General features: G+C 40.5%; 14 protein-coding genes and 1 tRNA gene (1 of these 15 cut by a window edge). 4 read left to right on the top strand and 11 right to left on the bottom strand.

Translation table 11 applies throughout. The features are described 5' to 3' along the window. The 3 genes in view from QY309_13545 to QY309_13555 are tightly spaced (at most 47 nt apart) and all read right to left on the bottom strand, a layout consistent with a single transcriptional unit that may run on beyond the window. On the bottom strand, positions 1 to 4 hold the beginning of the coding sequence (locus tag QY309_13545) for an STAS domain-containing protein (protein WKZ58887.1). It extends 326 nt beyond the left edge of the window; the window shows 4 of its 330 coding nt (coding positions 1-4); its start codon is at positions 2 to 4; its stop codon lies beyond the left edge, outside the window. Position 5: 1 nt separating this feature from the next. Further along, on the bottom strand, positions 6 to 491 hold the full coding sequence (locus QY309_13550) for a transcriptional repressor (protein ID WKZ58888.1): 486 nt from the start codon (positions 489 to 491) through the stop codon (positions 6 to 8). 47 nt (positions 492 to 538) lie between these two features. Next, a complete protein-coding gene (locus QY309_13555) occupies positions 539 to 2,761 on the bottom strand; it encodes a bifunctional (p)ppGpp synthetase/guanosine-3',5'-bis(diphosphate) 3'-pyrophosphohydrolase (GenBank protein WKZ58889.1) in 2,223 nt (740 codons plus the stop codon). A 116-nt stretch (positions 2,762 to 2,877) separates the two neighbouring features. Between QY309_13555 and QY309_13560 the strand changes: the two genes are divergently transcribed. From QY309_13560 to clpX, 4 genes are all read left to right on the top strand, one after another. Then, positions 2,878 to 2,959: transfer RNA gene (locus QY309_13560), tRNA-Leu, on the top strand. Between the two features lie 74 nt (positions 2,960 to 3,033). Next, positions 3,034 to 4,380, top strand: a complete 1,347-nt coding sequence (locus tag QY309_13565) for a trigger factor (protein WKZ58890.1) — start codon at positions 3,034 to 3,036, stop codon at positions 4,378 to 4,380. Positions 4,381 to 4,536: 156 nt separating this feature from the next. Then, positions 4,537 to 5,208 carry an ATP-dependent Clp protease proteolytic subunit gene (locus QY309_13570; protein ID WKZ58891.1) on the top strand — a complete coding sequence of 224 codons (672 nt, stop codon included), beginning with the start codon at positions 4,537 to 4,539 and terminating at the stop codon, positions 5,206 to 5,208. Between the two features lie 106 nt (positions 5,209 to 5,314). Then, on the top strand, positions 5,315 to 6,547 hold the full coding sequence (clpX, locus tag QY309_13575; protein WKZ58892.1) for an ATP-dependent Clp protease ATP-binding subunit ClpX: 1,233 nt from the start codon (positions 5,315 to 5,317) through the stop codon (positions 6,545 to 6,547). Here the strand turns inward: clpX and lpxB are convergent. The 8 genes from lpxB to QY309_13615 all read right to left on the bottom strand — a co-directional run bounded on the left by lpxB (position 6,544) and on the right by QY309_13615 (position 20,042). Further along, the gene (lpxB, locus tag QY309_13580; GenBank protein ID WKZ58893.1) at positions 6,544 to 7,674 is read right to left on the bottom strand and encodes a lipid-A-disaccharide synthase; all 1,131 of its coding nucleotides are present in this window, start codon (positions 7,672 to 7,674) and stop codon (positions 6,544 to 6,546) included. The genes clpX and lpxB overlap by 4 nt on opposite strands. A gap of 30 nt (positions 7,675 to 7,704) precedes the next feature. Beyond that, positions 7,705 to 8,124, bottom strand: coding sequence for a 6-carboxytetrahydropterin synthase (locus QY309_13585; GenBank protein WKZ58894.1), 420 nt, complete (start codon positions 8,122 to 8,124; stop codon positions 7,705 to 7,707). 128 nt (positions 8,125 to 8,252) lie between these two features. Continuing rightward, positions 8,253 to 10,628 carry a hypothetical protein gene (locus tag QY309_13590; GenBank protein ID WKZ58895.1) on the bottom strand — a complete coding sequence of 792 codons (2,376 nt, stop codon included), beginning with the start codon at positions 10,626 to 10,628 and terminating at the stop codon, positions 8,253 to 8,255. A gap of 11 nt (positions 10,629 to 10,639) precedes the next feature. Next, entirely contained in the window at positions 10,640 to 11,794 is a 1,155-nt protein-coding gene (locus QY309_13595) for a DUF4249 domain-containing protein (protein WKZ58896.1), read from the bottom strand. Positions 11,795 to 11,797: 3 nt separating this feature from the next. Next, positions 11,798 to 14,509: a TonB-dependent receptor gene (locus QY309_13600; protein WKZ58897.1), complete on the bottom strand. Its 2,712-nt coding sequence runs from the start codon at positions 14,507 to 14,509 to the stop codon at positions 11,798 to 11,800. A gap of 61 nt (positions 14,510 to 14,570) precedes the next feature. After that, positions 14,571 to 15,269 (bottom strand): hypothetical protein, encoded by a 699-nt coding sequence (locus tag QY309_13605; GenBank protein WKZ58898.1) that lies wholly within the window; start codon positions 15,267 to 15,269, stop codon positions 14,571 to 14,573. 191 nt (positions 15,270 to 15,460) lie between these two features. Further along, positions 15,461 to 16,951, bottom strand: coding sequence for a hypothetical protein (locus QY309_13610; GenBank protein ID WKZ58899.1), 1,491 nt, complete (start codon positions 16,949 to 16,951; stop codon positions 15,461 to 15,463). 19 nt (positions 16,952 to 16,970) lie between these two features. Continuing rightward, complete coding sequence (locus tag QY309_13615) at positions 16,971 to 20,042, bottom strand: SusC/RagA family TonB-linked outer membrane protein (GenBank protein ID WKZ58900.1); 3,072 nt, start codon at positions 20,040 to 20,042, stop codon at positions 16,971 to 16,973. Positions 20,043 to 20,243: the final 201 nt, after the last annotated feature.

The raw sequence follows: 20,243 nt of genomic DNA on the forward strand, positions 1-20,243 counted from the left end.
TCATTTCAGTTAGGGTTAGTCTGAGTGGTTAATTTTTTGTTCTCGCAATTTGGCTTTGTGCAAGATGCGTAAAGAATCAGTGAATGATGCATAACATTGAAATGCAGTATCTCTTCCACTGTTTTCTGGATATTCTGAATTCTCGGATCGCAGAATTCAATTACTTTATGGCAATCGGTACAAATTAAGTGATCATGTTGTTTAAAGCCGTAGGATTTTTCGTATTGCGCCAGGTTCTTTCCGAATTGGTGTTTGCTCACCAGATCGCACTCAACCAACAAATCCAATGTATTGTAAACAGTGGCCCGGCTAACCCGGTAATTGTTGTTTTTCATGCTGATGTAGAGTGATTCCACATCAAAATGCCCATTACGCGAATAGATTTCTTCCAGGATGGCATACCGTTCCGGAGTTTTGCGTAGCGCTTTATTCTCCAGGTAGGCCGAAAAAATTTTTTTTACCTCTTCAAATGTTGTCTGGCTACTTGTCATTTCGATCAGCGGCAAAGATAGAACCCGACTGCTCCATTTCAAACAGATTATTCAACCCCTTTGGAGTCGAACCGGCTAACTTTAACCACCCCTTCAACTTTTTCCAGCTTGTTAACCAGTTGCTCAAGGTGGCGGGTATCGTGAACGTAAAGCATAATTTCACCCTCGAAGATACCTGTATCCGTATAAAAGGACATGGAGCTCATGTTCACCTTCAGTTCCTCAGAAATAATTTTGGAAACATCATTAATCAATCCTACCCGGTCCGTTCCCCTGATTTTCAGGCCGGTAAGAAAGGCAACTTCGTGTTGGGATGTCCATTTTGCTTTCACAACCCGGTTTCCATGATTTGCCAATAGCTCGGCAGCGTTTGGACAGGTTGTTCTATGAATTTTTATCCCCTCATTTACCGTAACAAATCCAAAAACGTCATCGCCAGGAATAGGCGTGCAGCACTTGGCTAATTTATAGTCGACCACATCCATATCCTCGCCAATGAGCAAGATGTCGTCATATCTTCCCTTGGCACGGGTGAGTTCCTGCTCTACAACCTTGGCATCGGAAACGCGAACATTGGGTTTTGTTTTGAGGGGCGATTTTGGCTTAAAATCCTTAAAGCGCTTGATATCGGCTGACGTGATAATGCCCTTGCCTACCCGATAATACAAATCAAAATGCGATGGCATGTTAAAGAACTCACGCAGATGTTCCAGTACTGCCTGGGTCGGATCGATTTTCATTTGCTTGAGCTTTCTGAGCACGATCTCCTTACCATCCTCTGCAATTTTCTTTTTATCCTCTTTTAATACATCCTTTATCCGACTTTTGGCCTTTGATGTTACCGCGAAACGAAGCCAATCCTCATGCGGCTTTTGTTTTTGTGATGTCAGAATTTCAATCTGATCGCCATTCTTCAGCACATAATTTATGGGCACCAGTTTGTTATTCACTTTTGCGCCAATGCATTTTGAACCTACCTGCGAGTGAATTTCAAAAGCAAAATCAAGAGCTGTAGCTCCGTAGGGCAACGTTTTCAGCTCTCCGCGCGGAGTGAATACAAAGACTTCTTCGCTGAACAGGTTCCCCCGGAAGTCGTTTACAAAATCCAGTGCCGAGTGGTCGTTCTGCTCGAGTGTATCGCGAACTTTCATCAACCACTTCTCCAGGTTCGATTCATGGGCAGATGCTGTCTCTTTATACTTCCAGTGAGCGGCATAGCCCTTCTCTGCAATTTCGTCCATACGCTTGGTACGAATCTGTACCTCAACCCATTGGCCATTTTTAGCCATTACCGTTGTATGCAGCGACTCATATCCATTGGCTTTTGGTGTGCTTATCCAATCGCGTAGCCGATCAGGATTTGGTGTGTAAAAGTCGGTTACAATAGAATAAACCTGCCAGCAAGCAGCCTTTTCACTTTCGAAAGGTGTGTCTACAATAATCCTGATCGCAAACAGATCATACACCTCTTCAAACGGAATATTCTGTTTCTTCATTTTACTCCATATTGAGTAAATGGATTTAGGTCGACCCTTTATTTCGTACTTAACCTTATGTTTATCAAGCTCTTCACGAATGGGCTGGGTAAATGCTTTTATAAACTTGTTACGAGATGCCCGGGTGTCATCAATATTTTGTGAAATGGATTCAAAATTTTGGCGATCTGTGAACCGCAGGTATAAATCTTCCAACTCACTTTTAATGGCATTCAAACCCAGGCGGTGGGCAAGTGGCGCGTAGAGATAAATTGTTTCAGAGGCAATTTTCAATTGTTTGTTGCGCGGCATACTGTCAAGTGTGCGCATGTTATGCAAGCGGTCAGCGAGTTTAATCAGAATCACCCGCACGTCATCCGCCAGGGTGAATAGCATCTTACGGAAATTCTCGGCTTGCTGTGAGGTGCCGTATTCAAATACCCCGGAAACTTTGGTGAGGCCATCAATAATCCTGGCTACTTTACCGCCAAACATCCGTTCGATATCTGACAACTCGATGTCTGTGTCTTCCACAACATCATGTAAAAGAGCGGCTATGATGGACGTTGTACCTAGCCCGATTTCTTCAACGCAAATCTCGGCTACAGCCAACGGGTGAAAGATATAGGGTTCGCCAGATTTTCTGCGCATATCCTTATGCGCCTCTACAGACATGGTAAACGCCTTTTTTATTCGTTTTGCATCATCTTCCTTTAAAACGGGTTTTGCCTTACGCAACAACCTCCGGTATCGGTTAATTATTTCCCGTTTCTCCTGCTCTACATCAATTACCATTTTTTCAGTTACCCTATTAACCCTTTAATTTAACACAAAATCGGACTTCTGAATTTCCGAATATTCTATAAATTTGCGCTCCTTTTAAATTAAAAGTCAGTAAAATTCAACCAAACGCGGATGTGGCGTAATTGGTAGCCGCGCCAGACTTAGGATCTGGTGCCGCGAGGCGTGGGGGTTCGAGTCCCTCCATCCGCACAAAACCCGAACCCTTGATGCCAAACGGCATTGAGGGTTCTTGATTTAACAGAGATACACTAAAATTTACAGCTTTGGAGATTACACTGGACAAAAAGAACAAAACAGAAGGGTTAATTAAGATTAAACTCGGGCAAAGCGACTACCAGAACCAGGTAGATGATAAAATAAGGGATTACGCCCGTAAGGCCAGTCTGAAAGGATTTCGCCCGGGAAAGGTTCCAAATGGCGTTATCAAGCGCATGTTTGGAAAATCGATCTTGGTTGAGGAAATCAATAATGTGCTTTCGCGTAAGCTCAATGACTATATAAAGGACAATAAGCTGCGAATAATCGGAGAACCCCTGCCGGTTGCCGATCAGTCAAACCAAATTGACTGGGAAACCCAAAAGGATTTTGAATTTGACTACCAGATTGGTCTTGTTGAAGATTTCACGTACGACCTTTCACAAAAAGTAAAGATTAAATCACACCCCATTACAGTAGATGTAAAGGTAATTGATGAAACTGTTCAGGATCTTAAGAAGCGCTTCGGAAAAGTGAATTACCCTGACACCAGTGAAGTTGGGGACAACCTCTTTGGATCGCTGAAAGCAGAAGGCAGTGACTTTCAGAAGGAGTCGGTATTTTTTGCTACTGATAAGGTGGCCAAAAAGGAGCAAAAAAAGTTTATTGGTCTGAAAAAGGATGATACAGTAACATTCGAAATCGAAAAACTTTTTGATGAAGCCTCTGAACTTGCCCAACTACTGGATGTATCATTGGAAGAAGCGAAGTCGATTAAAGGAAAGCACACCCTTACCCTTACCAACATAAGCCGCACTGAGCCAGCTGAAATGGGACAAGAGTTATTTGACCGTGTGTTTGGTAAGGATGCCGTAAAGAACGAAGAAGAATTTATTCAAAAGATTAAAGAAACCATTCAGGGTAATTATCAACGCGAAACTGAACACTTTCTTGATCATTACATTGAAGATCATTTTATCAGTAACACGAAAATTTCCTTGCCTGAAGATTTTTTAAAGAACTGGTTAAAGGCAACCAGTGAAGGTCAGGTAACAGATGAGGTGATCGCCAAGGAATTTGAAAGTTACATTCGTTCTGTAAAATGGGACTTGATCAAAAATAAGATTGCCGATGACCATAACATTAAGGTTGATGCCGATGAGGTTAAGGCTAAGGCTCGTGAAATGATTATCGCCCAGTTTGGTGGCCCGGCTATTGCCAGCCAGTTGCAGGATCGATTGGATGCCATTACGGACAACTACCTGTCGAATGAAAACGGACAAAACTTTATGCGCCTGTACAACCAACTGCGCCTTGAACGCATTATGAAGGTGATTAAGGAAAACATTACCGTGCAGGAGAAGCCCGTTAGCCTGGATGAGTTCAAAAAGATTGTTGAAGAACACAAGCACTAGACTAAAAATCGGCATATTTCGACAATGGTTTTGGGGTCCCAAAACCATTTTTTTTTTGAATTTTGGCCAGCACGGGGATATTTATTTCAATTTCGGTGTTCCGATTCAGTAAAAACTATAATTTGGACTCATATCAAGAAAATTTAATCAACCAGTATGGATAAAAATAACGAATTCAGAAAATACGCGGTGCATCACCTGGGAATGAGTGGCCACACCATTGATGATTATGCACACAAGATTGACAACATGACGCAATATGTCATCGAAGAGCGTCCCGGTAACTTCCGCGCCATTGATGTATTTACCCGATTAATTTCAGACCGGATTATCTTTTTGGGAATGGGAGTTGATGACCAGATCGCCAACCTCATTACTGCCCAATTGTTGTTTTTGGAATCTGCTGATCCCAAGAAAGATATCATTATGTACATCAATAGTCCGGGTGGTTCAGTGTATGCCGGGCTTGGCATTTACGATACCATGCAGTACGTTAATCCGGATGTATCAACTATTTGTACAGGTCTGGCAGCGTCTATGGCGGCTGTATTGTTGTGCTCAGGTGCAGCTAAAAAGCGCTCTGGCCTACCCCATTCTCGCATCATGATCCACCAGCCCATGAGCGGCATGCAGGGCCAGGTGGCCGATATGGAAATTACCCTGCGGCAGACCCTGGAAGTAAAAAAGGACCTTTACACCATTATTTCCAAGCATAGCGGTCAATCATACGATAAAATTGAAAAAGATTCGGACCGGGATTACTGGATGCGGGCTGCCGAAGCTAAGGAATACGGCCTTATTGACGAGGTTTTGGAGCGTAAGAAGTAATTTCCTCATTATTCCAAAGGGTTGAGGGTCAATTTAGTGGGCTGAAATTGGTAACTTTGCCCATTGAATTGGCCTTTTGGCTTATTTTCCACTAGTCACCTATTATATGGCTGAAGTAACCTGTTCCTTTTGCGGCAGAAACAAGAAAGATGTTGACCTGATGATATCGGGTATACATGCCCATATTTGTGATAAGTGCGTTACCCAAGCCAGCCAGATTTTGCAGGAAGAAAAGAAAAGCAAAACCGAGGCAGGGCTGGCTCCCAACTTTAAGCTGGTTAAGCCCAAGGAGATCAAGAAATTCCTGGATGAGTATGTGATCGGTCAGGATGATGCCAAAAAGGTGATGTCCGTTGCGGTATACAATCATTACAAGCGGTTGATGCAACGCAAAGTTGATACCGATATAACCATTGAAAAATCGAACATCATTATGGTTGGTGAAACGGGCACGGGTAAAACGTACCTTGCACGTACATTGGCCAAGTTACTTCAGGTACCTTTTTGTATTGCCGATGCTACTGTATTGACAGAAGCCGGTTATGTAGGAGAAGATGTAGAGAGTATTTTAACGCGCCTGTTACAGGCTGCCGATTATAATGTAGAAGCGGCCGAACGCGGTATTGTCTATATAGATGAGATTGATAAAATCGCCCGCAAATCCGATAATCCATCCATTACACGCGATGTAAGTGGTGAGGGTGTACAGCAGGCTTTATTGAAATTATTGGAAGGCACTTCGGTAAACGTGCCTCCGCAAGGTGGCCGCAAGCACCCTGATCAGAAAATGATCAGCGTAAACACCGAAAACATTTTGTTTATATGTGGTGGTGCTTTCGAAGGCATTTCAAGATTCATTGCAAATCGATTAAATACAAGACCACTGGGCTTTGCCTCATCATCCGGGCTTCATCCCTCCGATATTGATAAAGACAACCTGATTCAATTTGTCTCCGCACAGGATTTAAAAAGCTTCGGGCTGATACCAGAATTAATAGGCCGATTGCCGGTGGTTTCATTCCTCAATCCGCTTGATCACACCGCCCTTCGAAAAATATTAACCGAGCCAAAGAATGCCCTTACCAAGCAGTACAAGAAACTGTTTGAAATGGAAGGCATTGATCTGGAATTCAAGGAAGGGGCTATTGATTTTATAGTTGATAAGGCGATGGAGTTTAAACTTGGCGCCCGTGGCTTACGCAGCATCTGCGAGGCCATTATTAATGATGCCATGTTTGAATTGCCTTCCGAAAAAACAGCCGATAAGCTTGTGATTACCCGCGCCTATGCTGAAGAGAAATTCAGCAGATCGCAATACAGTAAGTTGAAGGTTGCTTAGTCAATTTGAGAATTTGAAGATTGAAGATAGTGTAGCATCAAGGTTGCAGTATTCTCAGAAGCCGAACCGGTGTCCAATGCTCTTCGGATCTCCTTATATCCTTCCGATATCTTTTCCTGGTATTGCTTATTTGTTAAGATCAAGTTCAGTTCTGCCAACACCTCAGCGGCATTCGCCTTTTGCTGGATCATTTCTTTAACCACTTCCCTTCCTGCTATCAGGTTAACCAGCGATATAAACGGAACCCTGATGAGGTTTTTAGCAATTGTGTAACTAACAAAGCTTGTTTTGTACACAACGATTTGTGGCACCATAAAAAGAGCAGTCTCCAGGGTTGCAGTACCGGAGGTTACAATTGCTGCACTTGCATAGCTCAAGAGATCATATGTTTCGCCTTGAAAAAAAGAAACATTATTTAGCTCTTTCAACGGTTGATAAAGCTGCTGATCAAGGTTATCAACTGTAGCTACAGCAAACTGTGTTGCAGGCATGGCCTGTGCCACCCGGGCCATTAATGGAACAATCGCTTTAAGTTCTTGCTTTCGGCTTCCCGGTAACAAGGCAATCAATGGCTTATCAGAACTCAGTTTATTCTTAGCAAGAAAACCTTCATCTACCCGATGGGCCTTGACGGCATCCAATACCGGGTTTCCTACATAATCCACTTTCCAATCGAATTTCAGGAAAAATTCCGTCTCGAACGGAAGAATAACAAACATTCTATCAATGTTTGCTTTCAACTTTTTTGCCCGATTCTGATTCCATGCCCACACTTTGGGTGAGATGTACCAGAACACCCTATATCCATTTTCCTTTGCAAATTTTGCAATACGAAGATTAAATCCGGCATAGTCGATTAACACGACTACATCCGGTTTAAACTCCAGTATTTCCTGCTTGCATTGTCTTATTTTTTTTGAAATCGTGCTGAGGTTAGCCAAAACTTCAGCAAAACCCATAAACGCGAGTTCACGGTAATGTGATGTAACACGCATCCCTGATCGCTCCATTTGATCGCCCCCAAAACCCATACAATTGAGATCAGGAGACTGTCTTGAAAGTGCAGCAATCAGGTTGCCGCCATGCAAATCTCCCGATCGCTCACCGGCAACGAAATATACCTTCAATCCTTCTGGTTTCACCGTTGGAAGGTAGCACTATTCACCAAAGTACTCAACATAATTGCGGGGTGTTTCGTACAGCCGCAGGCTATGCAGTTTACCGTATTTTGTGATAGAGGGAAGCTTCTGATCAAGAATTTTCCATATCTCAACGATCAGGTTTTCGCAGCTGGCCAGTTTGCCTTGCATAAAATCGACATCGAGGTTGATATTCTTATGATCTAGCTTGTCAACTACCTCTGTACGAATAAGCGTGCTTAATCTTTTCAGGTCAACAACAAACCCAGTTTCTGGATCTGGTGTGCCCTTCACGGTAACAATCAAATCGAAGTTATGGCCATGCCAATTATCATTGGCGCAGGGGCCAAATACTTCAATATTCTTTTCCTTCGTCCAGGCTGGATTATACAGCTTATGAGCTGCGTTGAAGTGTTCTTTACGGGAGATGTAGAGCATATCTCATTCCAATTGTATTACAAAGCTAGTAACAATCTAAACAAAACCCAGTGAGCCTATCTGTGGATATGTCACACAAAACATAAATATAATGATGAAGGTAAGACTTAGCACTAAACTGTAATAACTCACTTAATCCGAGCAACAATAAAGGTGGTGAACGAGCTTCCAGCAAGACCATTTTCAGAAATCCCTTGGATAACAATTTTGAATTGGCCACTAAGATCTGAGGCAAAAAAATCAAGATTTTTAGTTCCATCAAGATCAACATCAACATTTGGATTCCAATATAGAAGAGTTCGTGTATCCGGAATCCGACTAGTTTGTGTCGATTCAATACTATACACAGGAGAAAAAAACTCTCTTTCTGCATCAAATATTTTATACTCCGTTATTATCCCCTTGTCGATTTCATACCCGCCAAGATCAGAGTTATATGTGGTGTAACTAATCAAGCCATCAAAAGAGAGGCCCGCAAAAAAGTACTGCTTATTAACAATCTGAAGCGTTCTGATCTGTAGTGGGTCAATACTCATAAATCTATTAACATCCAGTACTCGAGTACCATCAAGCAAAATAAGAGGCTCATTACTAAACCCTAAGTTAGTGCTTGGGTTAATAACAACTTGCCTATAGATACCTTTGTTCCTTCGAACAGCTATTTCAGGCACATATTCTCTAAGCACTTCCTCTAATGTTGTAAATCTTGTGTAGTCATCCAAACGATATTCTCTTTCAGGCTGGCCAAAAATTGGCAAAAGAACGTGATCAGGTGTTTGAATTTGCTCTGTTCCTTTAGTAAAGGCATTATGAACTTGGGAATAAATACTACGAGCATTTAATCTATTCTTTAGATCACTCATCAAACTAAGCTCAGAGAATGTATAATTGCTACCAAATTGCTTTGAAAAGGGTGTTAACAACTCTATGCGATATGAATGATCTGTTTGAAGTGTCACCATTTTTTTTCCATAATACCTTGTGTCAAAGAGAAACTCGCCATGGTCATTGGTTTTCGAAATAGCTGACTGTTGCATATGAGGAACAGAAAAATACACATGAACTCCTGAAATTGGTTCTCCCGATTCAGTGCTTGATAAAACACCTTTTAGTAAGTGCCCTCTCAACTCAATTATATGCTTAAACTTTTCAAGTTTATACTCGTTTTCAAGAATACCTTTCCAATGAAAACGCCTCCACCCATGAGTGAGCATCAGGTTATCAATTTCAAGTCGATGCTTATTTGAGTTTTCACCGCTAAAATAAAAGTCAGGCTCTTCAATATTACCCACCAAATCAGAAGTGATTTTCAAATAAGTGGTGATATCCTGATGTTCAGTTTCAACTAAAGAATCAATCCTATATACGGAAACAGACAGGTTCGCGGTTAATTGCTCACCATGCAAGTCATTAACTCTGATTCTTAACGCCACATTCTCTCGAGCCTTGTATTCCAATTTATCTGTTTGAACATTGATGTTGAGTCTATTTCCAATACCATTGAAATACAATCGCTCACAAATCGGAGAAAAAAATTTATTAAAAACAGTTAAATGAATAATTCCGTCACCGAGTTGATTCTTGTCTAACAAAAAAACACTTAGACCATCCTTAATATAACCTGTCTTTAGAGTCTTAATCAAATGATTAGCATGGGCTAAAAGATACACATCGTTCTCAGGTACATTTTTTGCAAAAACCTTGACCGAAACCATATTCTGGCTGGTGTCTTTAACCTGAAGCGTGTACCCAGCCTCCAAGGGACTAGGTAATTCGTAGGTCCTTATCTCCCCTCCCTTGAATCGAATTACAGCCCTGTAAGTACTACCTTTTAGTGGGGTAAAAGTAAAATTTCCCAGTCCGAACTTAAGGGGATTAAATAAAGATATGGTGTCGTTGGTCGAGTCCAAAATAACACCTGAAAACTCGACTCCCTTACCTGATTGATTGACGACTCTAAAAGCTATCTTAGAAGTAATTCCATAAACCATATTTCCACCTTCAGGAAAAAATTGAACGTCATATTCCTTTGTTCTTCCCTCAACTGTTGAACTTATGGCTACAAATGGATTAACTATCGAAACCACTTCATGAAAATAAAATTCAGGATCAAAATTCTTCATCCAGTTCGTATAAGCCCGGAAAATATATCGTCCCGATCTCAGTGCCGCTGGTAACACGAGACTTCCGTAACCCATCCCATTATCATCCAGCGAAACAATTGTCTGAAGAATTGGCTCATTCTCGTCACCAATAATTTCGACATACCCAACCTTACTTACAGCCAATGGTACATTTGAAGATCCCTCAGTACAGTACAACTTAAACCACATGGTCTCTCCGACCACGTACACAGGCCGGTCAATATGGGCGTAAATTTTCTCAACAAGATTACTATTCTTATAGAATTGAAAACTTTCAATAACATCAGTGAAGTCTGCTTGCTGGGTGAACCCAACAATATGTAGCAAAATCATCATCTGCATCAATATTATCCGCTTCATTTCGCTTCGGTCTAATTCCAGAAATCAGGACGCTCATTTGTACCTCCGGCAACACGACAATCCACGCAAAATGATCTCGCTATAGTGTAGCCTAAAAAAATTTCTAGTGGTGGCACTCTAGGCCCTTGTTCTACGTACTCCACCAATCGATCAACGACTAATTCAGATCCATTAAACGAGGGAATATCAGCAACTAACAACGAATCTGTACGGCAATATTCATACCCTGTTTCAATTTTCCTAAATGGCAACTCGCTATCCTGAATGAATATCCTAGCCTCACGAACATTACTAACGGCAAAATATCCTATTGCAGGCCTTCCGCTTTCATTTGCAATATTTCCGGTTACTCGGGAAGGCTGCACATCAAACAATGTACCCATACTTTGAGTATTATCCCTCACCTGACTCCAGAAATCAAACGCCTCTTTTGTTAATGAATATTGCATTACATGAATACTATATTTTCTTTGAAATTGTCTGGCACTTAAATTATACTCACGCAATAAGAAATTCCTTACAACATCTTGTTCTAAGCCCGCTGTAGTAGCAATATTAATCATGGTTGAAGGATCTGTCTTCCAGCAATAATAAATCTCATCAGGAGAATCTCTGAATTCGAACAGCCCATTCTTAAACTTATAATAGGATCGAAACGCGGAACTATACTCCCAAGTCTCATTATACTTCCAAAAATAGTACCTGGTGCCACTTGCACTATTATGTGTATTAACGTATATCTTAATTTTATCACCATCCAAGCGCCAAGAAACCGAATCAATATTAGGTGTATCAGTGACTTCGACATAGCTAGATACGTATTCATCGCTTTCAGTTTTTACCTTTAATCGATATCGCTTTGAAGGATCGACAGGGATATCATCAATAATATAAATACCTTGAGTACGCTCAGTAAATAAATAACGATGATTCATATCATCCTCAATAACAACTAAAGCATTTATAACCGGATCAGCACTATCCCCACCTGAAAGCGGTATAGTTTGACTAAGTTTTATAGTACTCGACCCAGTAGCCGCATCAAGGTAACCTTCAACTACCAAAAAATGATCTTCATTAATAATACCAGGGGGATTGTAGGGTTCAATACAGCTGGACTTCAAAAAAAGTCCCAGAATTATTAATATGAAAAATAAAAATCTCATTACTTAAAATCGAAAATTATATGTTATCGATGGAATGGGCGATCCGAATATGGACATTTTATAGCCACTTATCGAATTGCCCTCTGATCTGAAATAAACTGAATACACATTATTTCTACCAGTCAAATTATAAATCCCGAAAGTCCAGGAGCTATGCGCTAGTTTTCTTATTTTATGATTACCCTCTAAATTAACAGATAGATCAATTCTAAAATAGTCAGGGACTCTGTGTTGATTTCTTTCTGAGTAAAAAAGGCGAATAGCATCATCCAACTGATATTTGGCAAGTGGCAATGTTATGGGTCTCCCTGTAGAGTAAGTGGTATTCATCGAGAGGCTAAGGCGATGGCTGAATTTAAAATTACCAACAAAATTTGCAGAATGAGGCTTATCATAATTACTTGGATAGTAATTCCCATTGTTAACTGTTTCGGTTGCGAACTCGCTGGATGTTCGCAGGTATGAACGGGAGTAGGTATAACTAATCCAACCATTAAGCCTTCCTGTCAATTTTTTAATCATTAATTCAGCCCCAAACGCTATACCACTTGCATTCACTACATCAGTTTCAATGTTATGATTTAAAATGAGATCAGCCCCATCCTTATAATCCAAAATGTTCCTAGACTGCTTATAGTAGCCCTCCAAAGAAGTTGCAATACTTCCTGATCGAAAATTTTTGTAAACACCAATCGACCACTGAGAACCACGCTGAGGTTGAATATGGGTATCGCTAATCTTCCAAATATCAGTAGGCGAAATCGAGGTAGCGTTTGACAACATATGTATGTATTGTCTCATTAAATTATAGCTCGCTTTAATAGAGAAATCTTCTCTTACCTGGTACTTCAAAGACGCCCTATACTCTGGGCCGTGATGAGTTGCCACAGCCCCCGACCGGATGGCAAGAGTGTCTACAATAGTGTCTTCCTTTTTAGGAAGATTACCCGCATACTGATATACATTCTTAGGTCCTAACGCTGTAAAAATTGAGTATCTCAACCCTCCATAAACTGAGAGTCTTGGATTAAGATCAAAACTATCTCCAATAAAAACAACATTCTCAATCGCCCGCTCGCTCTGAAGTCTATCTGTAGAAATCAGAGACGAATCACCTAATGGCTCATTCATTCCTGGCTGAATTGCATACAATGTAGAGTTAAAACCAAACAATAAGCCATGACCTCCTGTGGAGACCAAACTAAACTCACCCTTTATATCTGTTTGCCTTATACCATAAGACAACCTAAAAGCACTCAGCACATTTGCTTCACTCTCCACAGAGTAATTGTATCCGCTATGTGACAGCACAAACAAACCATTTAGTCTGTCATTAAATGAATGCTTCCAACTTAATGACGTTAAAAGATTATTGTATCGATAAAGCGAGTCCTCATTAAATTTGAACTTATCATTACTCCAATAAGCTGAATAAAAAATACTATTGTCCCTATTGTGCTTATGATCAACATTAAGATTTACATCGTAAAAAGAAGCACTACTATTACTGATCGCATCATTTGGAACTTTACTCAAAAGCCAATCTGAATAAGACGAACGTACTCCCATAAGTAATGACGTCTTATTTTTTATCAATGGACCTTCCAAGGTTAATTTCCCGGTTAATGGACCTATTCCCCCCGTACCAACAAACTTCTCATCATTACCACTTCGTGAATTAATCTCAATAACTGAAGACAACCTCCCCCCTAAATCAGCTGGGATTCCACTCTTCATCAATTCAGCACTCTTTATCTCGTCCGGATTAAATGCCGTAAAAAAACCGAAGAGATGCGTAGGATTGTACACAACAGCATTATTGTAAAGAATTAGATTTTGATCAGCAGAGCCACCTCGTACATTAAGTCCATTTGAAGCTTCTCCAACAGTTTGGACTCCTGGAAGTGCTTGGATCACCTTCAAAATATCAACCTCCCCCATAACAGCAGAGAATTTTTTCATCACCTTCATGTCGAGTTTCTCAAAACCCATTTGCATCCCCTTCACGTTCATCCCCCTCTCCGACTCAACAATGACTTCGTTTAGCAGACTAATATCCTCACTTAAAATTATGTCGAAATTACCATCACCATACACAGCAATCTTATACTCGGAATTCTTAAAGCCAACTGAACTAACTTGTATGGTCCGAACCCCTTTGGGAAGGGTTATTTTGTACCTTCCGGATGGATCACTGACTGCTCCAATCCCAAGTTCAACGCAAAATACAGTAGCTCCAACTACTGGATTTCGATTTTCCGTATCCACGATTACACCAGTAATTGTAGCTTCTCCAGGGGTAAAATCATTTGTAACTCTTCCGATAATATTAAGCTTACTCTGAATAGCAACTTGCAGTTCATTTCTAATAGCACCTTGCATCTTTACATGAACCGAATCACGATCAGCCGTGAGATTAAAGTAGTCGTCAGGTAACTGGCTTTGAAGATATATTCCCCTAACAATATAAATATTATTAAAATAGTCAATAGCATAATAGTAATCAGTATTTACAAACAACAAGTCAAGCACCTGCGGAATTGACTTCTCATCAGTCTGAAAATCGAACTTTATACTATCAAACTGGGAAGGGTCAAAATAAAAACGGTAGTCAGTGCTGTGCTCAATTGCTTTAAAAAGCTCTACATATGTAGTCTGTATAAAATTTCCGCTAAATGAATTAGCCTGTTGAGCGCTTATAGGAACAGCTGCCATATATACTATACACACCACTACGCCTATAAAATATAAATGCCGGTTCAATCGCATACCTGAATCAATTCAGATTAATATAATACTCTATGAGCCGAACTACATATCTTTCCTTCTCCCTTTTAAATGAAACACTAACATTCTGGGAAGCCGAATTAAATGCTTTCATGTTTTGACTAAAAATCGGGCGTAATGATTTTTTTCCCTTTATCAAATAGAAAGTATTGTTACTCAAAACATACAAATCATTTCTCTCAGAATAATTTCTCTTAATAAAAAGATTATTGTTATAATATGATTCTGAAATTGATTTCCTTCGTTTCACAAATACTTTAAACTGGCCATCTAATAATACCTCATAAAATCCAGAGACAATCCCATCACTACTTATCTGCACGAACCGGTGACCTAGCAAATTAAACTCCTGAATATGATTTTTTATCAAAGAAATCTTGTAATTCGTGTTTGGTAAAACAGTAATGACTTGATCAGTTACAATATCATACTGCAATAAAACATCATTGTATGTTACATTATTATACCGGATTAAACCCTTAATCAGCTCTTCCTTTAAAAAGAAAGGATGACCACGATCAATGTCAGTATTTCTTAGTACCTCATTGTACTTTACGCCATTGTACAATTGCATCTGATCAATAAAGAAATCAATGTATACCTGCTTTGCCTTATTAATGGCACTTTCGGAAATAGTACTCCCCTCCGGATTTACAGCTTGAGCAAACGAAAGATGACATCCTGCCACAAACAGCAGAATAATAAAAAAGAAACTTAACCTCATTCCTTAGACTCTAAACGATCAGCCTTAATATACTTATATTAAGTTGATTTAAGAATTATTTGAATAGTGTCATGAATTTTAAAAAGTTTAAATAAAAAGAAGAGGTCACAAAACCTTGTGACCTCTTCTTTGTATCACTATTTAAAAAAAACCGACTACCTCCAGCCTCCATTAGAGGTACCAACTCCATCCGCGTTAGCAGTTGTTCCAAATGTGTAGAACTGGTTCAGTCCAAACAATTGAAGAGTTTGGCCAGGTATCGGCAGGTGCAACGGAGTTCCCTCCTGTAACAAATCCCGCTTTCTCATTTCGAAGAATTGAATACCTGCACCTGTGGTGTACAGCTCAACGTGACGCTCATGATGAATAGCATCAATAATTGCATTAAGATTGGCGGCTACCGGATCCAAACCACCACGAGTAACCCGAGTTCCAGCATTTATAATTGCTGCTGCTCCCGCTAAATCTCCTGTATAAGCTCTGGCTTCAGCTCTGAGCAAATTATTCTCTTCCAACATTACTGTTGGCTTTGGACCAATAGCAGCAACATAAATGGCATCATATCGCTTAAATCTATAGCAACTGTAGTGATAATATCCTCTTGCAGCAAGAAAATCATTTGAAGCCAAATATTGAAAATCTGTCTCCAAGCGATTATCCATTGGATCTGCTGGCTCAGCAGGATGTGGAAACGTAGGGCTATCATCCCAGTGTTGCGGTAAAGACGGTTCCATCAAATGAGCAACATACATATCTGTTCTTCCCCAGCCTGGATAAGTCAAATAATCAGCAGATTCCATGTACCATCTTGTTGTACCATCCATTTGAATAAGCCAATCAGAAGTAATACCATTATCTGCATGGGTTCTTACTTTAGCCCAGTTAACAGTTGCAAGTTCCGCAGAGTTTCTAGGGAGATATGCTAGAATGCGTGCAATAGATGTATTTATTATCTTTTTAAAATCGGCACTGCTTATGTCAGAAGGGCCTCCCATCCACGATGCAGGAATTGTGAAAGCAGCATCTGATAGGGCTAAGGCCTCTTCAAGATAGGCTATTGCTGCATTCGCAACATCCTGATAAGGAAGTGCTGCATTCAGTGTACCCTCTGCACTCTTGGTCTCGTCAACAACATGGGCCTTATCAAATACCAACGCCAGGTTACCATAGGCCAAGCCTAATCCAAACTTAGCAAAAGCTTTAGCACGGGTAGTTTGATTTACACCTCCAATCACAATTTGCATACCTTGAATATCTATGGCAGTCAACACATCAGTTGCCGAACCGATTGCTGAATACCAACGATCGTAAGAAGACTTAGTTTGAGCTTGATTGGCATAAGTAGGAGTATTGTTCCATGCAAAATCACGAGGCTCCCACGACATATCACGCATACCAAAGTTACCCCATGAACAGGTTACATGATCAGCTGCTGTTGCCAACATCGGCTCTATACCATTCAATCTGTGCTGGCCGCTGAATACGGTATTATAAATACTACCAGCTACCGTTTCTACATCTTCAGGCGAAGACAACACCTTCGAAAAATCCGGAGTATTCTCATTAGGAACATCCAAATCTTCGCATCCAAATAACAAACCTACGGTTGCCAATGCAACGAATAAGGATTTATTAAACTTTTTCATGTTCTTTTTGTTTTTCGTTCTACAAATTAAATCCAAGAGAGAACGCAATAGTTCGATATATCGGATTTGCACCAATACCGTCTATTGGCTGTCTCACTGTGCCCACTTCTGGATCATAACCAGAATATCCTGTAAATGTGTACAGATTTCTACCAACCGCCTTTATTGTAACACCCTTTATTGTGCCATTCAAAAATCCGCTAAGCACTTTGGCTGGTATAGTATAGCCAATCGCCACTTCTCTTAATTTCAGGTAGCTTGCATCTTCTACCCAATAAGCGTTAGCAAAATTTGCATCATACATACCTACACTCCAGTAAGATGCAGCTTTCTTTTGGTCGTCCGGAACATTTGTCATATCCTGTCTCTTACTAATGTTGTTAAATGCCAAACGTTGATCGTTACTGTTATAAACGTCACCACCATTCTTCCAATCCAGCAACATATAGAACGAGAGTCCCTTATAAGTAAGCGTGTTAGCAATACCCATAATAAATTTTGCATTTCCATCACCGATTTTGCCTAACCAAACCTCTCCGTTTTCCTGATAAAGGATTGGCCTTTCATTAACCGTACCTTCCGTACCGGCAGCTATCACATATCCCTCACTATTCACTACATAGTCGCCAATTACATCTCCTTCAGGAAGCTGATTAGCCATTTCCGCCAGCGTTCTTACCATTCTGTGGCCATAAATCGCACCATAAGTTTCCCCAGCAGCAACACGGAAGGCCGTAACATCACCACTAACCGGATTTAACCAATATGCAGGAATTGGCAACTCAGTGATCTTCTGACGAACTCTCGAGAATACAACATTGGAACTCCATGAAAAGTTATTAGTCCTCATCCAATTGGCACCCAATGTCATCTCCAACGTTTTGGATTCGATTGAACCGGCATTTTGCCATCTATTGCTGTAACCTCCATTCAAAAATGGAATAAGAGAAACATTTAGGAATTGATCCGTAGTAACAGATTGCGCATAAACTGCTTCGAAATTAAATTTCTGCAAGAAATCGACATTCAAGCCCAATTCAGTTTCTGCCGTTTGGGAAGGTTTCAGCAACCTATTTCCATCTTGAGCTTTGGTTGCATTACCCTGCGACAGGTTGAATATCTGATACTGCCATGAGAAGTCAGGGCGAATACCAGCAGTACCGTAAGCTGCTCTGATTTTCAATTCATCAATACCTGGAATGCTGAAATCTTGAGAGATTCTATAACCTGCTGACAATCTGTAATAAGGGTTCCAACGGGCATCAGGACCGAAAAGTGAAGATCCATCATAACGGAACATCCCGTCAAACAGGTACTTGTCTTTATAATCTAACCCCAGAATGGCGAAATAATTTTGAGCTATTTCGTTTGTTTTACTTGATCCAGCATTGTTGATAGAAGCAAAGTTATTGAATGCTTCTATACCGGTTACTCTGAAAACAGAAGCGCTCACAGAAGTTGATTCAAAGTGACGATCCTCATACAAGTAAGACAACTTGGATCTAACGATCAGGTCGCCAAACTGTCTATTCAGATTAAGGGTGACTTGCGTGTTTTGAGTGCTCGTTTCACTGCTCTCGTGGGTCATACCGCCACCACTATAAACTCCTTGGGTTGTCCATGTGTCCTTAGGATTGATTAGCTCTCTTCTATAATTTTCAATTTCAAATGTCTGGGTAACATCAAGGTTTGCCCAACTTGCAAATTCGACATTGGCTGTATAATTACCCATCCACCTACGCGAATGTCTGTTATCCTTCTGTTTATATAAGCCATACAACGGGTTAACAACTTCGCCATTAAAGTGATTAACTCTTAAGTTATAGGGTTGGCCATCAGGATTTGGAGCGAATAAATCCACATCATGCTCCATCCGAGCCACATTGTAAAATATTCCTGCGGGTTGCTCTACCTGTCTGTTAATAAACAGGTTGGAGGCACTTATTCTTAACCAAGGTGTTAATTCTTGATCAATATTGAAACGAAAATTCTGTCTTCTATATCCATCACGATATTGCACTACACCTTCCTGCACGTTGTTCTCAAAAGACAAGAAGATGTTATTTTTTTCAGACCTGTTACCAATACCGATATAATTGGTGAGTGATCCTCCGGTTTGAAATACCTTAGCCGGATCAAATCGGTAAACACCATAAGGATTATCCATATAGCCATCATCATCTATAGATCTGGAACCTGAAATAGCAGGATTGTATCCTCCAGTATAACCGGCAGGAAAAGTCACACCATCGTATTTTGTAAACTGACCTTTAAACTGTTCCCAATCAGGTGCCAATCTATACATATGAGATTTTGCTGTCTCCAGATAATTCTGTAAGCTTTGGAAACCAACTTCATTTCTGATAGTGATCTGGGGGCGTCCCATGGACCCACTCTTTCCTCTTTTAGTGGTAATTGCTATAACACCATTACCAGCACGAGATCCGTACAATGCAGATGCAGCAGCGCCTTTAATAACTTCCATTGACTCAACATCATCAACGTTGAGGTCAGCTAAGCTACCATTCATAATGATTCCATCCAGTAAGATAAGAGGGGCTGCACTAACATTTAATACGTTGTCCCCTCTCAACAGTAAATCCACCTGCTGTCCAGGAGCTCCGCCTACTGAAGATGTTCGCAAACCCGCTACCTTACCTGTCAATGCTGAAGCAATTGAAAGGGCTGGTACTGCATTAATTTGCGCTTCACTAACTTTTGTAACAGAAACAGTCATTTTTCGCTTATCAGTAGCCCCTGCAACACCAGAAACAATGATTTCATTTAACTGGGTAACATCCAAGGCCAATGAAATGTCTACGACTGATCGATCTCCTATTTGAATCTCTTGAGTTTGAAGACCGATAAACGAAAATACTAATGCCCCACCCGGGGATGAAACTGAAAGGGAGTACCTTCCATCGGCATCTGTTGATGTTCCAATAGAGGTTCCTTTTACGATTACGTTCACTCCAGGAAGCGGAGAGCCATCCTCAGTTGACGTAACCCGACCAGACACTGTGCGTTCTTGAGCCAAAAGTGCATGGCTCAACAAGAAAACACATGCCGTAGCAAGTAGAAGTTTTCTCATAACAATAGGTTTAAGTTTAGGTTATTTGTTTTACCAAACATAAAACAAAATTTACATTGGTAAAATAGCAGAACTACTAAAATTTGATTTTGCCTGCTCTATAATTACCAAGGAATCTGTGTTTTTCTTGTAATTGAGCTATTATCGAACAAATTCAGCGATACCCGTTTATCTTGACCTTTACTGTCGAAATAAAATTTG

The organism is Cyclobacteriaceae bacterium, from assembly GCA_030584025.1.
Taxonomy (GTDB): Bacteria; Bacteroidota; Bacteroidia; order Cytophagales; family Cyclobacteriaceae; genus UBA2336.